Raw genomic sequence first — 12,702 nt, forward strand, 5'->3', positions numbered from 1 at the left:
TAAAGTTTGATCCTCCCTAACCCCAGAGAAAACTTACCTTTATTTGGAAGTCCCTAATGAAGCCTGTCTTGAAAAATCCAGATTGGAGGAAACCTCCGCTCTGGTTTTTGCTTAACTCCGACTTCTCTGTGTGCCAAGCTTTGCCTTTCAGTTTTAATGCTCAATTCGCCACGGTTTTACGCAAAGTTGTACCAAGTACTGATGCTTCATCATGTATCTATATTAGTGATAGCTATACAGATGACTTTTATCGGACTAAAGGAGTAGAAATGAAATGTATTTTGATTGACAGCAAACAACGTTATCTAGAGCTAGGTGAACAGAGAGTTGAAGACCTTTTTAAAATTGAACATAAATTATTGATCAATCTTAGTTAACTATGGTTGCCGAAGTAAAAAAATAAAATCCACTAGCTGCCTAACAGACCGTTTGCAATGCAAATTCTTAAAGTACTAACCAGAGTCTACCTTAGTCCGATAGACTTGGATGAGGCGATCGCTTTCTATGAAAGCCTTTTTACAGAAAAATGTTGGTTGTGGTTTCAATATTCCGAAGCTGAGTTGGAACTCGCCGGTGTGGGTTCTATTCTTTTAATTGCTGGTTCGGCAGAAGCACTCTCTTCATTCAAGAGTACACATGCAACATTTCTCGTTGACTCACTCAATGATTTTCGAGAAGCACTTATTCAGCAGGGTGCAGTAATTCTGGCGGAACCTAACAAAGTTCCCACTGGAGTCAATATGCGAGCGATGCATCCTGATGGAACCATTATTGAGTATGTTGAGTTTGCTTGATTAATTTTCTGCCCAAAAAAGATATTGACATTAGACATCTCTAGAAATTAAATATGCTTTACCCAGAACCCTTGTAGAGAAGTAGCAGTGCTACGTCTCTACATTCTTTATCACAAGGTTTTACCACCATATCCACAGGCACTTTAACATATTTGCAGACATGAGCAAATTAGAAGATCAAGAAAATATCATTTTCAATTTGAACGATACGCTAATTCTCAAGCTGGCAGATGTAGAAGCAGGTTGATTGGTAACCTGTGACGAAGAAACGAAAAATATGGGGCTATTTTTTACATTTAATTATGTATGCTTACTTAATAATGAATTTTACATTACTTTTTGTAACAATTTTATCAATTCTAACTAAATATTTATCTGCTATGTAATAATTAAAGGTGAGAATTAATTCGGCGACCGCGTTTGTTTTTATTATTGACAGGCTTTTTCCTTTTGGTATTCACAGACTTTTCTCCGAAATCTAAAACTCTACACATCTATGATTTGGGAGACAATTTATGTCAGTTTATGTAGGCAATCTTTCTTACGAAGTTACAGAAGAAGGTTTGAATGGAGTGTTTGCAGAATATGGTTCTGTAAAGCGGGTTCAGCTACCGACCGACCGTGAGACAGGTCGTATGCGGGGCTTTGGTTTTGTGGAAATGGGCACAGATGCTGAAGAAACAGCTGCCATTGATGCTCTTGATGGTGCTGAGTGGATGGGACGTGACCTCAAAGTGAACAAGGCTAAACCCAGAGAAGACAGAGGTTCCTTTGGTGGTAATCGCGGAAACAATAGTTTCGGCAATCGTTACTAAGATTTAGAGATATAGCTCTTAAAGCTAATCTATAAGTTAAATTTAGTTGTGGCTCAGGCAGGAATGCTTGAGCCTTTTTGCAGCAAAACTTGCTTGATAAAAAGTTAGGCGATCGCAGCTTCACGAGTAGCAACTTTGCTAAACTGATTTACCGGACGAGGTAAACCGAGATTTTCGCGCAGGGTTCAAAATTTGACCATATAAAAAAATACTCAACTACTTCTTGTTACGAATTACTTACACAGGCTGTGGTTTGAGTAGATCTGTTTTGGTAACAAATTCACTGAATGTACTTGCAACCTGCTGCGGTAATGCAATGCCTGCGGCGGGCGTAGCCAACGCAGGAGTTTGCAGTGGTAAGCGAGGAAACAGCAATTCAGCGACTCGATAGGCTTCTTCGAGATGGGGATACCCTGAGAAAACGAAGGTATCAATTCCTAAATCGGTATATTCCAGCATTCGCGCTGCAACTGTCTGTGGATCTCCAACTAAGGCAGTACCAGCACCCCCACGCACTAAACCAACACCTGCCCATAAATTGGGGCTAATTTCTAAGTTTTGGCGATTACCCTTATGCAGTTGGGCCATGCGGCGTTGTCCTTCTGATTCAGATTGAGCAAACCGCCGATGTGTAGCTGCTATGGTTTCATCATCCACATACTGAATCAGTTCATTCGCTGCATCCCAAGCTTTTTGCGTAGTTTCACGTACTATAACGTGCATCCGAATTCCAAAGCGGACTGTTCTGCCTTGTTCTGCTGCTAATCGGCGTACCTTTGCAATCTTTTGAGCAACTTGATCTGGTGGTTCACCCCAAGTTAAATACACATCAATATGTTTGGCAGCAACTTGGAGTGCAGCATCTGAAGAACCACCAAAATATAAGGTAGGATAAGGTTTTTGTACGGGAGGAAATTGGAGTTTTGCCCCTTGAACTTTCAGATGACGACCACTATAGTTTACTTCTTCACCTTGCATGAGCGATCGCCAAATTGTCAAAAACTCATCTGTGAGTTCATAACGCTGATCGTGATCTAAGAAAATCCCATCTTTAGCAAGTTCTTTTGTATCGCCACCAGTGACAACATTTAGAATAATTCTACCATTAGAAATCTGGTCAAAAGTAGCAGCCATTCTAACTGCCAAGGAAGGCGACATAATTGCTGGACGGAAAGCTACGAGAAACCGCAAGCGTTCCGTAACTGAAATTAACGAAGTAGCTACAATCCAGGTATCCTGTTTTTGTCCAGTACCAATCAACATCCCGCCATAGCCCAATTTATCAACAGCTTGAGCTATTTGCTGCATATAGGGATAAGTGGCTGGTCGCCTCCCAATTGTAGTACCTAAATAGCGCTCATCTCCCTGTGTAGGCAAATACCAAAAAAGTTCCATGTTCCTATCTCCTGGCACTATTTCTGACTGATAGTTTCTGGTGTAATGGCTGCATATTGCTCGCTAGTCAGCATCGCTTCCTTGATACTAATTGGTTTAGGAATAACTTTTTCTTTGGCAAACAAATCAGCTATCTTCTGTTGATTTTCCATGATTTCTGGCGTAATTGGTCTTAAGCCATAAGTTCGCCTTTCAACCATTGTTGTTAAAATATTTTCATCAATTTTGAGGTGAGGAATAGTAAGTTTTACAACTTCTGATCGGTTTTTATCAGCCCATTGGCCTGTGTGATCTATCTCTTCAAGAACTAATCGCACTAATTTCGGATTTTCTGTGGCAAACTTTCGTGCCGCCATGTAATATCCACCCTGAGTAGAAATGCCACTAGCATCTCTTAAAACACGAGCATTTGCCTTTTTTTGGGCCACAGCTAAATAAGGGTCCCAAGTTACCCAGGCATCAATTTTTCCTTGAATAAAAGCATCACGGGCTTCTGAAGGTGGGAGACTGATGGCTTGAACATCACTATATTTCAAACCAACCTCTTCCAAAGCTTTTATTAGTAAGTAATGGGAAGCAGAACCCTTTTGAAAAACTACTTTTTTACCTTTGAGGTCGGCTAAGGTGCGAATTGGTGAATTATTTTGGACTATAATCCCACTTCCTTTACCAGTGCTGGGTTTATTACTAGCAACATAAACTAAAGATGTCCCAGCCGCTTGGGCAAATATCGGGGGAGTTTCACCTACAGAACCAATATCAACCCTACCTACATTCATTGCTTCCATCAATTGTGGCCCTGCGGCAAATTGCGCCCATTCGACGGAAACACCTAAAGGCTGTAAACGTTTTTCTATCAATCCTTTAAGTCTGAAAATATCCCCAGAACTTTGATATCCCATTCGGACAACTTTAGTTTTGAACCCAGTAGTTTGATTTTCTGAGTTTGCGGTTTGAACTGAGCAACTAATTAAGGTTGTTGAGATTGTTAATAATCCAGGTAATAGAAATAGTGAAAAACGTTGGAAAATGTTAACTCGTGGCTGTTTGAAGATGGTAATCATGAACGTGATACGTTATTTTTATTTGCTTTTGATTGACTATTTGACTAATATGTGCAGATATTCAGTCATGGGAGCGTACAGTTGTATGCCCCTACAGCGAGCGTATTGCTCCTAATCCAAAGACTTAAACTTTTTGAAACTGAAGGTTCTTTTGGAAAAGTTCTTGAACGTTTTTCCAAGCATCAGCAGCAGCTTCGGGATTGTAACTAGCGCGATGGTTGCAGAAAAAGCCGTGTTCTGCACCAGGATAGCGGAAGATAGCATGAGGAATATGATGTTTCTTCAGTTCCGCCTCGATCTGCTCTGTTTGCTCCAAGGGGATTCCTTTATCTTCAAGACCAAAGAATGCGTAAATGGGGCCTTTAATATCAGCAGTACGGGTGATCGTTGGTTCTCCACCGCCGGGAGTTGAATTAGGAATACCGCCACCATAGAAGGAAGCTGTAACTTTAATATCTGGTAACGTGGCAGCTAGGTAAACGACGTGACCACCAAAACAGAAACCAATAGAGCCAATCGCATCTCCTTGCACATTTGGTAAGGTTCTTAGATAGGCGATCGCAGCTTTAATATCACTCAATATTTCATCTGCTGTTGTCTGCTCCTTATACCCTCTTCCTTGCTGGACATCTTCAGGGGTGTATCCACCCTCGAAACCGGGAGCGGTGCGTTGAAATAAAGTCGGTGCGATCGCAACATAACCTATGATGGCAAATTTCTCAGCAACTTCCCGAATGTGAATATTGACGCCAAAGATTTCCTGAATCACGATAACAGCTGGGAATGTTCCTTTTTGTGCTGGTTCCGCTAAGTAAGCATCAATTTGCAAATCACCGTTAGGGACTTTAACTTGAGCGGTACGAATTTCTGTGTTTGTCATCTTAGGGATTAGCCTGTAATTGCTTTCAGGACGAAATGTTTTATGGTAAGTTTTGTACAATATTACTTAAACTTTACCGATTTACCGTAGTTTAAAAGTAGTATTTCATAAACAATGGGCAAAGGCAAGTCCTTTGATTTAGAGATGTAGATGAATATAAGACCATATCAAGAATCTGATGCTGAATCAGTCAGCGCTCTGTGGGATGAGGTGTTTCCTAATAACCCATCGCACAGCAGCCCAAAATTGGTCATCAGTCAGAAGCTTGCTGTACAGCCTGAGTTGTTTTTCGTTACGGAGATTAACTCTGCAATTGTAGGCACTATCATTGCTGGATATGACGGGCATCGCGGTTGGCTATACACAGTTGCGATCAGTCCTGACTATCAACGCCAGGGTATTGGTAGCAAGCTAGTGCGGCACGCAGAGAGGGTATTGATAGGGATGGGATGCCTCAAAATCAATCTCCAAGTTCGTGTCTCTAACGCAGAAGTAGTTGAGTTTTATAGAAACCTTGGCTATCTCGTCGAAGAACGCATCAGTATGGGAAAGCTTGTCACATAAATAATTGTAGCATTGCCAAATTTAACCCAAACTAGGAGAAAATTTATGAAGCTCACAGCAGTTCATCATATTCAAGTAACCTATCCTTTAGAAGTTGAGGATGCAATGCTGTTTTTCTATAGTAAAGTTTTGGGATTGACTGAAATTTCCAGACCAGAGGTAATCAAAAACGATTCAGGAGCCTGGTACAAGTTGGGAGATATTGAGTTGCACATTAGTACAGAGAAAAACACCAATAACCAAGCATCTAGACGACATTATTGTTTTCAAGTCGATAACTTGAACGCCTTTGAGCAACACCTAAAAGGACATGGGGTAGAAATTATTCCCGATCAACGACCAATTCCAGGATGTATAAGGTTTTTCCTGCGCGATCCCGGTGGGAATCGTATAGAAATCGCAGAATTCGTCAAGAGTACTTTTGTCCAGCTACAAACAGAGGAGTTGCTATTAGAAAGACATTCAGTAACGTTGTCTTAAATACCAAGATAATTAGAAGTTGTACGCCAGTTATTACCCTGCTTTAAAGTTTCTGGCGTGCCTCTAAAAAAGCTTGATTTTCTGGTAGTACAGCACGGCGTAAATAAACCACCCATTCCAAATCAACGAAAAACGAAACTCTTACGTTATATTCATTTTGACTTTTGACTTCCGCTTTGCGGTACTAGTCTACGTAGGCGAATTAATTATGTGGATTGAACGTGCAACTGCTGAACACCAAAGAACCTTTAATAATTGGGGTAAATTTGACCGCTTAGAGACAAAAACATGCCGTCCTATTATTGATGGACAAAGAATTACCATAAGTGATAAAGCAACAGTTTTTGCTTTCCTCATAGATGGATTAGAAGAACCTGTAGGAAGATTCAGATATTTTGATATTAACCCACGAAATCGTTCGGCAGAATTTGGATATACCATCAATCCAAAATGGCGAAAACAGGGTTTAGGAACGAAAATGTTGATTAATGCTATCGATTACCTGTTTACAACAACAGAACTCAATAAATTATATTGTCAGACTACTGCTTTCAATATTGGCTCAGTTAAACTACTTGAAAAGCTCAGTTTTCATAGAGATGGAATTTTAAGAGAACATCACGAGTTAGACGGTAAACTATGGGATGATTATATTTACAGCATCTTACGGAGTTAGTGGAAAATTAGCAAACTTTTTTTTCAATAATTAACTGTTCAATTAATCTGATAAAGTGATACTATAGCAATTAAAGTTAGTTTTTTAACTGATTGTGTGTATGCAGGTAGAAACGTGATTAATCGCGTACTGGGAAATAATAAATCAGCATTTTCGAGTTGTATATATTTTTTTTGAAAAATAAAATAGCAATCCTATACTTCTTTGTAAATCTCACACCAAAGGTAGAAGTATTTTTGGAGTGGGTACACACATCTATATATAAATAAATAGTCAGATTAATTCAGAGGAAAATAACTTATGTCTGATTTAATTAACAAACAAATTATCCTTAAAAGTCGTCCAGTTGGCGAACCAAAGGAGAGTGATTTTGCTTTAGTAGAAACACCAATTCCCGAACCGGGTGAAGGCGAAATTCTTAGCTGCACCATTTATCTATCTCTCGACCCTTACATGCGTGGTCGAATTAGTGCAGGCGAGTCTTATGCTGCATCAGTAGAGTTGGATTCAGTTATTGTGGGTGGTACAGTCAGCCAAGTAATTAAATCAAATCATCCTCAATTTCAAGTTGGGGATTTTGTTCTTAGCAATAACGGTTGGCAAACTTATGCTGTATCTAAGGGTGAGACACTGCGTAAACTTGATCCTACTCAAGCACCTTTATCGTATAGTCTAGGTGTATTGGGTATGCCAGGTCTCACTGCTTATGCTGCTCTACTTGATATTGGTCAACCAAAAGAAGGTGAAACTGTTGTGGTTTCAGCCGCTTCTGGTGCAGTCGGTGCAGTAGTAGGTCAAATTGCCAAAATTAAAGGTGCGCGAGTCGTGGGAATTGTCGGGAGTGACGATAAGCGAGATTATATAGTTAAGGAATTAGGTTTTAATGTTGGCATTAACCGCAAAACTCAAGAACTTGATTCAGCGCTCAAAGAAGCTGCTCCTAATGGCATTGATGTTTACTATGACAATACAGCAGGTGTAATTCTAGAAGCTGTGTTGCAGCAGATCAACCTTGGAGCGAGAATTCCATTAGTAGGTTTGATTTCGGAGTATAACGCTACATCTACTCCATCAGGGCCTAATTTAATGCCGCTACTAATCAAACGGGCTTTAATCAAAGGTTTCTTAGTTAGCGATTATCAACATCGATTTAATGATTTTTTGCGTGATGTTTCTGGATGGTTACAGTCTGGTCAACTTAAGTATAAAGAAGATGTAGTTGTTGGTTTAGAGAACGCTCCTCGTGCATTCATCGGTTTACTTCGAGGTGATAATTTTGGCAAGCTGATTATTAAGGTTAATGACGATCCAACAGCAGGTTGATCGGCTATTAAGCTAGGTGTGTGCTACGTTGACGTAAATCATATCATGTCAGCTTGATTGCTAACCCGAAGAACCCCAGCCCGCCAAAGCTACGCTTGGGAGCAACGCGAAAAAGTGAGATCATGGTGAAAAGAGCAGGGGAGGCAGGGGGAGCAGAGGGAGCAGGGGGAGTGAAGAGAAAACTTTAGTATTTTTTACGACCGTTATAGCTCTAAATACACTTATTTCTTTCTCTTACCCTGCGTGCACAGTTTTTCTGGCTACAAAACTGAATATGAAGCAATACGGTTCAGTTAAGCCAGAAAAATAAATTTGCGTAGGTTGGGTTGAGGAACGAAACCCAACATTTTCGGGCATTTGTTGGGTTGAACGAAGTGAAACCCAACCTACAATTATCCTTAACTGAACCGTATTGGAATATGAAGGGGATATTCCTAACGAACTTGTGACTCGTGACTACAACCGTTTTACTCTAGCTTTGGGTAAACTCAAAATTCCTGATGAAGCTTTACGTCCTGGTGTCAACGTTGATATTGAAGTCGTAGCAACTCGTTCTTTGGGAATACGTTCTGCGAAGCAAACTATTAGCTGGCAGGGTGCAATCCGCAAGCCTAGATAAAATTTAGGAAGATTTTTTCCCATCTGAAACCATTTGCGAGAGAATATAGGCTGCGAAATCTAGTAATTGATCCAGCAAAAAGCCAATGATACCGATGTAGAGGATCTCCTGGATTATGTAATCAGCATTGCCAGCTTTATAAGCATCCCAGAGGGTAAAGCCAAGTCCTCTTGGGCCGATTAGCATTTCTGTAGCAATAACTATAAACCAGGCTACCCAAATACTAACTTTCAAGGCGTGAAATAGATGAAATATAGCTACTCGAAAGTTATTATTCTGCCTATGAAAATGCCGCATTCCTATTGCCGTATTAATAATCATCGTCCAGAGAGTTCCCAAAAAAACTACTATAATAGCAGCCGATTCACTCTCTTGAAACGCTATTAGGCTAAGAGGTAGCAAAGCTATAGGCGGGATACTATGTGGTATTTGGAATATTAGCCTAAATAGCTGATAAATCATGCTATTTAGACCTATGAAATATCCAATAAAGCTACCCAAGACAACGGCTGGAATGTAACCGACAAATAACCGTTGTAGGCTAGCTAAAATGTCTAAAAACATATTATTCTCTCTGCCTCAGTTCTCATAGAAAAGATTTGGGAAATACTGTGGCAACAACACAAAATAGGCATAAAAAAGTGTATTTTATTACACGTCATCTTTGAATACCGTAAAATTCTTGATATTTTTTCCTCCTTGATGGCTAATCAAAAACTTAAGTATTCTTACGATGTGCTAGTAGTACTACAAAGAAGATGTAAAACTTGGCTTTACTAAACCTTATCAGAAAAATAAATCCTGATTAGTAAATTAAATACAATTTCCAGAATTTACTTGCTTGATAATTGTACTAATACAAATTATTAATGAAGCTGCACAAAATCAAGCTTGGTCAGACTTGGGGCTTGAGCAAATTGTTCGGGAGCAATCAGCATCAGTGTGGGTAGTCCACTACCTTTTCTTTCTGACGGTACAGGACAAATAATTAGAAATGGTGCAAATTAAGAGTAATGTAAATATCAGAAATTATGGACGCTGCTAAACGCCTTGCTACTCTCAATCGCATCCGCAAACTCAGTCGTCTGATGGATACATCTATACGCATCCCTCTAACAGGTTTTCGCATTGGAATAGACCCAATTATTGGTTTGGTTCCAGGTGCTGGTGATTTAATCAGTACAGCATTTTCAGCTTACATCATATTTTTAGCTACCCGTTTTGGCATCCCACGTCAAGATTTAGCCAAAATGATTTTTAATGTTGGTTTAGAAGCAGTCGTTGGTACTGTGCCTTTAGTGGGTGATTTATTTGATGCTTTCTATAAGTCTAATATTCGCAATTTGGCTATTTTGGAGCAACACTTAACAGTAGTTGAACCAAAACTCAAAGAAGTCTCTGATGAACTTTACTCTGATAAGTTCAGGCAAGTTTAAGTTAGTTGTCATAGCATTACTAATCTTGTCACTGCCTTCTGGCTTTTTCAATCTTTGGAAGTCCCATGATTCAGCAACGCCCAAAAAATAAATTATCCCAAATTAATTTATACGTTTGTAGGAGCGCACTGTGCGCCCCTACGTTCGGGGAATGCGCCGCAGGTTTTACTGGAAGTCCCTAAAGTTAAGAATTAACGGCAAAATCAGCATTTCTCGTTTGATAAAGAGTTTTTGGTACATACCTTACCCCAAATAATGCTGTGAGCAAGCTGTTGGGTGGGCATGATATCTCTTGGACTAATGACTAATGACTGTATATTTACGATTATTTTCCTAAATTCCGCTTCATTTGTTCTAACTCATCCTGAGTCTCCCAGCTACGGAACTTCTCTTCTAAGTCATCAAAGCCACTAGAATAACTACTAGTTTTATTCGACCAGCCGCTAGTTTCAAAACGCTGCTGGGTTTGCGCTTTAGCACGGGCTGTCTGTGCTTCGGCTGCTTTAGCTTGCACTTCCTGTCGCCGTTGCTGAATTTTTCGCAGTAGTTCCTGAGATTGGTTAATGCGTTCTTTCAGCCCTTGCATGTGTCCCCAGCGCTGATTTCCTTCGCGCAACAGGGCTGCTTCTCGTTCACCAGCCGCACTTGCCAAATCTTCTCTGTCGGCGTTTTTGGCTTTTTGAATACGGATATGCCAACGCTGAATTTCTTGAGCAGTGGACAGAATTTCTTCTTGCGATCGCTTCTCTTGTACTTGTAAATCTGCGATCAGCTTTAATGTGCCTTCTTCTTGCTCACGCAGCTGTTCTAGCAGCGCCTCTAACTCCAAATGTGGATTGTTACGTAAGAATTCTTCTAAACGGTTTTCTAGAAACCGACTCAAATCATCAAATAATCCCACTGCTAGAACTCCAGAGATTGGGTGCGTGACTATTTTATTGTAGTAGTCAGGTGAACTTCTGAGTGTTAGTTAGATTTAAAAATTGGGAAGAATGTATTTGGTAATACGCAAGCAACGCTAACCTACAAGATAAGGCTTTAATCAGTATGAGTTCTGATTTTCAACCGCCATCTAAGAGTTTGTCCATACTAGCTTCTGTCGGAGGAATAGTTACCGGGCTAATAGCGATCGCAATTTTAAATCTTTGGTCTAAGCAAGTTCCCAAAACTTCTATAGAAAAACCTGAAATATCAACATCCCAAACTGCTGCACGACAATCGGTACAACTGGAGAAATCCCAACGCCCTGTTGCTGGTGCTAAAGAACCTGAAATAGTTGCTAGTCTTGATGCGAAATCCGTAGTTTTACCAGGTCAGCCCATTCCTAAGAACCAACTAACTGTATCAATAATTCCATACATTGCTCCTAGCGTTGGAAAACTGACCCTAGAGGAAACGACAACTGCCCGTCAGGCTTGGTCATACTTCCAGCGCAACTGGAACGATGAAACTGGCTTAGTCAATTCCGTTGATGGCTTTGCCTCTGTCAGTATGTGGGATCAGACAGCAGCGATCGCAGCTTTAGTAAGTGCTAGAGAACTCAATATCGTGCCTGCGGCTGAATTTGATGCCAAAATGAGCAAAATGTTGAAAACACTGGCATCTATACCTTTATACAAAGGGGAGCTACCCAACAAAGTCTACAATGCAAAAACCCTCGTACCCGTTAATTATGGTCAACTAGAAAAACGCGAAGAAATTGGTTGGTCAGCCATAGATTTAGGGCGGATGGCAATCTGGCTGAAGATTGTTGGGGCAAAGTATCCAGAAATGCGCCTAGAAACAGAAGCAATTTGGCAAAGTTGGCAAGTCAAGCGTCTGACCAAAAATGGACAAATGTACGGTACTGCCGTTATCAAAGGCAAAGAACAGTACAACCAAGAAGGTCGCTTGGGCTATGAGAATTATGCTGCCTACGGTTTAAAGCTTTGGGGCTTGGATGTTACACAAGCATTGGATTATCAATCCCATACTGCCTTTGTTGATCTTTACGGACAGGGAGTTCCTTACGATCGCCGTGACTTTAAAAACTCTGGAGCCAATAACTACGTTCTTAGCGAACCCTATATTTTAGATGGCATCGAAACTGGATTTCAAGCTTTGCCTAAAGTATACGCTGATCGCATTTTAGCTGCTCAAGCAGCGCGTTATGAAGCGACAAAACAATTAACTGCTGTCACCGAAGATAACTTAGATCGCCCCCCATACTTTGTTTACAGCAGCTTGTTTGTCAACGGAGAACCTTGGGCAACCATCGCAGATACCAGAGAAAAACACAACGATTTGCGGTTTCTCAGTGCCAAAGCTGCGATCGGCTGGCATGTCCTTTACAATACTACTTATACTAGCCAGCTATTTGATTTCGTCCAAGCTAACCTTAAATCTAAAGATGGCTGGTATAACGGTTTTTATGAGTCTCTGCGTCAGCCAAATAAAACTCTCACCGCCAATAATAATGGCGTGATTTTAGAAAGCTTGCTGTATAAAAAGGTAGGAAAACCGCTCACAGTTTGGGCAGGAGTCAGGAGCCAGAAGTCAACCAAAAGGGCTATCAGAACACCGCAAGTTACAGCTAAGATTCTCAGATAGTAAAAAAACAGGCGTTCCATATCGGAAGAACTATACCTATATAAATTTATTCATCACTCGATTCAGC

General features: G+C 40.5%; 14 protein-coding genes and 1 pseudogene. 10 read left to right on the forward strand and 5 right to left on the reverse strand.

Translation table 11 applies throughout. The features are described 5' to 3' along the window. The first annotated feature begins 56 nt into the window (after positions 1-56). The 3 genes from LC608_RS23750 (at position 57) to LC608_RS23760 (ending at position 1,609) form a co-directional block, all read left to right on the forward strand. The gene (locus LC608_RS23750) at positions 57-377 is read left to right on the forward strand and encodes a hypothetical protein (protein ID WP_229555916.1); all 321 of its coding nucleotides are present in this window, start codon (positions 57-59) and stop codon (positions 375-377) included. A 57-nt stretch (positions 378-434) separates the two neighbouring features. Continuing rightward, complete coding sequence (locus LC608_RS23755; protein ID WP_229555917.1) at positions 435-794, forward strand: VOC family protein; 360 nt, start codon at positions 435-437, stop codon at positions 792-794. A gap of 515 nt (positions 795-1,309) precedes the next feature. Further along, positions 1,310-1,609, forward strand: coding sequence for an RNA-binding protein (locus LC608_RS23760; RefSeq protein ID WP_229555918.1), 300 nt, complete (start codon positions 1,310-1,312; stop codon positions 1,607-1,609). A gap of 237 nt (positions 1,610-1,846) precedes the next feature. On the opposite strand, the gene ssuD is transcribed toward LC608_RS23760, so the two are convergent. The 3 genes from ssuD to LC608_RS23775 all read right to left on the reverse strand — a co-directional run bounded on the left by ssuD (position 1,847) and on the right by LC608_RS23775 (position 4,948). Then, positions 1,847-3,004 (reverse strand): FMNH2-dependent alkanesulfonate monooxygenase, encoded by a 1,158-nt coding sequence (ssuD, locus tag LC608_RS23765; RefSeq protein ID WP_229555919.1) that lies wholly within the window; start codon positions 3,002-3,004, stop codon positions 1,847-1,849. A 17-nt stretch (positions 3,005-3,021) separates the two neighbouring features. Then, positions 3,022-4,068, reverse strand: coding sequence for a sulfonate ABC transporter substrate-binding protein (locus LC608_RS23770; protein WP_229555920.1), 1,047 nt, complete (start codon positions 4,066-4,068; stop codon positions 3,022-3,024). 124 nt (positions 4,069-4,192) lie between these two features. Beyond that, positions 4,193-4,948, reverse strand: coding sequence for a dienelactone hydrolase family protein (locus tag LC608_RS23775; protein WP_229555921.1), 756 nt, complete (start codon positions 4,946-4,948; stop codon positions 4,193-4,195). A gap of 150 nt (positions 4,949-5,098) precedes the next feature. On the opposite strand from LC608_RS23775, the gene LC608_RS23780 reads away from it, so the two are divergent. The 5 genes and pseudogenes from LC608_RS23780 to LC608_RS23800 all read left to right on the forward strand — a co-directional run. Continuing rightward, entirely contained in the window at positions 5,099-5,512 is a 414-nt protein-coding gene (locus LC608_RS23780; RefSeq protein ID WP_229555922.1) for a GNAT family acetyltransferase, read from the forward strand. A gap of 45 nt (positions 5,513-5,557) precedes the next feature. Then, positions 5,558-5,992 (forward strand): VOC family protein, encoded by a 435-nt coding sequence (locus LC608_RS23785; protein WP_229555923.1) that lies wholly within the window; start codon positions 5,558-5,560, stop codon positions 5,990-5,992. Between the two features lie 208 nt (positions 5,993-6,200). Next, positions 6,201-6,668 (forward strand): GNAT family N-acetyltransferase, encoded by a 468-nt coding sequence (locus LC608_RS23790; protein WP_229555924.1) that lies wholly within the window; start codon positions 6,201-6,203, stop codon positions 6,666-6,668. 300 nt (positions 6,669-6,968) lie between these two features. Next, positions 6,969-7,991: an NADP-dependent oxidoreductase gene (locus tag LC608_RS23795; protein ID WP_229555925.1), complete on the forward strand. Its 1,023-nt coding sequence runs from the start codon at positions 6,969-6,971 to the stop codon at positions 7,989-7,991. A gap of 418 nt (positions 7,992-8,409) precedes the next feature. After that, positions 8,410-8,610: pseudogene (locus tag LC608_RS23800) on the forward strand (collagen-like protein); the annotation flags it as partial. A 3-nt stretch (positions 8,611-8,613) separates the two neighbouring features. Here the strand turns inward: LC608_RS23800 and LC608_RS23805 are convergent. Then, positions 8,614-9,174, reverse strand: coding sequence for a nitrate transporter (locus tag LC608_RS23805; RefSeq protein ID WP_229555926.1), 561 nt, complete (start codon positions 9,172-9,174; stop codon positions 8,614-8,616). Positions 9,175-9,641: 467 nt separating this feature from the next. On the opposite strand from LC608_RS23805, the gene LC608_RS23810 reads away from it, so the two are divergent. Further along, entirely contained in the window at positions 9,642-10,046 is a 405-nt protein-coding gene (locus LC608_RS23810) for a DUF4112 domain-containing protein (protein ID WP_229555927.1), read from the forward strand. Positions 10,047-10,371: 325 nt separating this feature from the next. On the opposite strand, the gene LC608_RS23815 is transcribed toward LC608_RS23810, so the two are convergent. Next, positions 10,372-10,947, reverse strand: a complete 576-nt coding sequence (locus LC608_RS23815; RefSeq protein ID WP_229555928.1) for a TIGR04376 family protein — start codon at positions 10,945-10,947, stop codon at positions 10,372-10,374. Between the two features lie 146 nt (positions 10,948-11,093). Here LC608_RS23815 and LC608_RS23820 point away from each other — a divergent pair, with 146 nt between their 5' ends. Then, complete coding sequence (locus LC608_RS23820) at positions 11,094-12,635, forward strand: DUF3131 domain-containing protein (protein ID WP_229555929.1); 1,542 nt, start codon at positions 11,094-11,096, stop codon at positions 12,633-12,635. Positions 12,636-12,702 lie beyond the last annotated feature (67 nt).

It is taken from the genome of Nostoc sp. XA010 (genome assembly GCF_020829625.1).
Classification (GTDB): Bacteria; Cyanobacteriota; Cyanobacteriia; order Cyanobacteriales; family Nostocaceae; genus Nostoc.

Bases quoted from the DNA above. Each gene is read 5' to 3' on its own strand.
- LC608_RS23750 (WP_229555916.1), top strand. From the start codon at position 57: ATGAAGCCTGTCTTGAAAAATCCAGATTGGAGGAAACCTCCGCTCTGG.
- LC608_RS23755 (WP_229555917.1), top strand. From the start codon at position 435: ATGCAAATTCTTAAAGTACTAACCAGAGTCTACCTTAGTCCGATAGAC.
- LC608_RS23760 (WP_229555918.1), top strand. From the start codon at position 1,310: ATGTCAGTTTATGTAGGCAATCTTTCTTACGAAGTTACAGAAGAAGGT.
- ssuD (WP_229555919.1), bottom strand. From the start codon at position 3,004: ATGGAACTTTTTTGGTATTTGCCTACACAGGGAGATGAGCGCTATTTA.
- LC608_RS23770 (WP_229555920.1), bottom strand. From the start codon at position 4,068: ATGATTACCATCTTCAAACAGCCACGAGTTAACATTTTCCAACGTTTT.
- LC608_RS23775 (WP_229555921.1), bottom strand. From the start codon at position 4,948: ATGACAAACACAGAAATTCGTACCGCTCAAGTTAAAGTCCCTAACGGT.
- LC608_RS23780 (WP_229555922.1), top strand. From the start codon at position 5,099: ATGAATATAAGACCATATCAAGAATCTGATGCTGAATCAGTCAGCGCT.
- LC608_RS23785 (WP_229555923.1), top strand. From the start codon at position 5,558: ATGAAGCTCACAGCAGTTCATCATATTCAAGTAACCTATCCTTTAGAA.
- LC608_RS23790 (WP_229555924.1), top strand. From the start codon at position 6,201: ATGTGGATTGAACGTGCAACTGCTGAACACCAAAGAACCTTTAATAAT.
- LC608_RS23795 (WP_229555925.1), top strand. From the start codon at position 6,969: ATGTCTGATTTAATTAACAAACAAATTATCCTTAAAAGTCGTCCAGTT.
- LC608_RS23805 (WP_229555926.1), bottom strand. From the start codon at position 9,174: ATGTTTTTAGACATTTTAGCTAGCCTACAACGGTTATTTGTCGGTTAC.
- LC608_RS23810 (WP_229555927.1), top strand. From the start codon at position 9,642: ATGGACGCTGCTAAACGCCTTGCTACTCTCAATCGCATCCGCAAACTC.
- LC608_RS23820 (WP_229555929.1), top strand. From the start codon at position 11,094: ATGAGTTCTGATTTTCAACCGCCATCTAAGAGTTTGTCCATACTAGCT.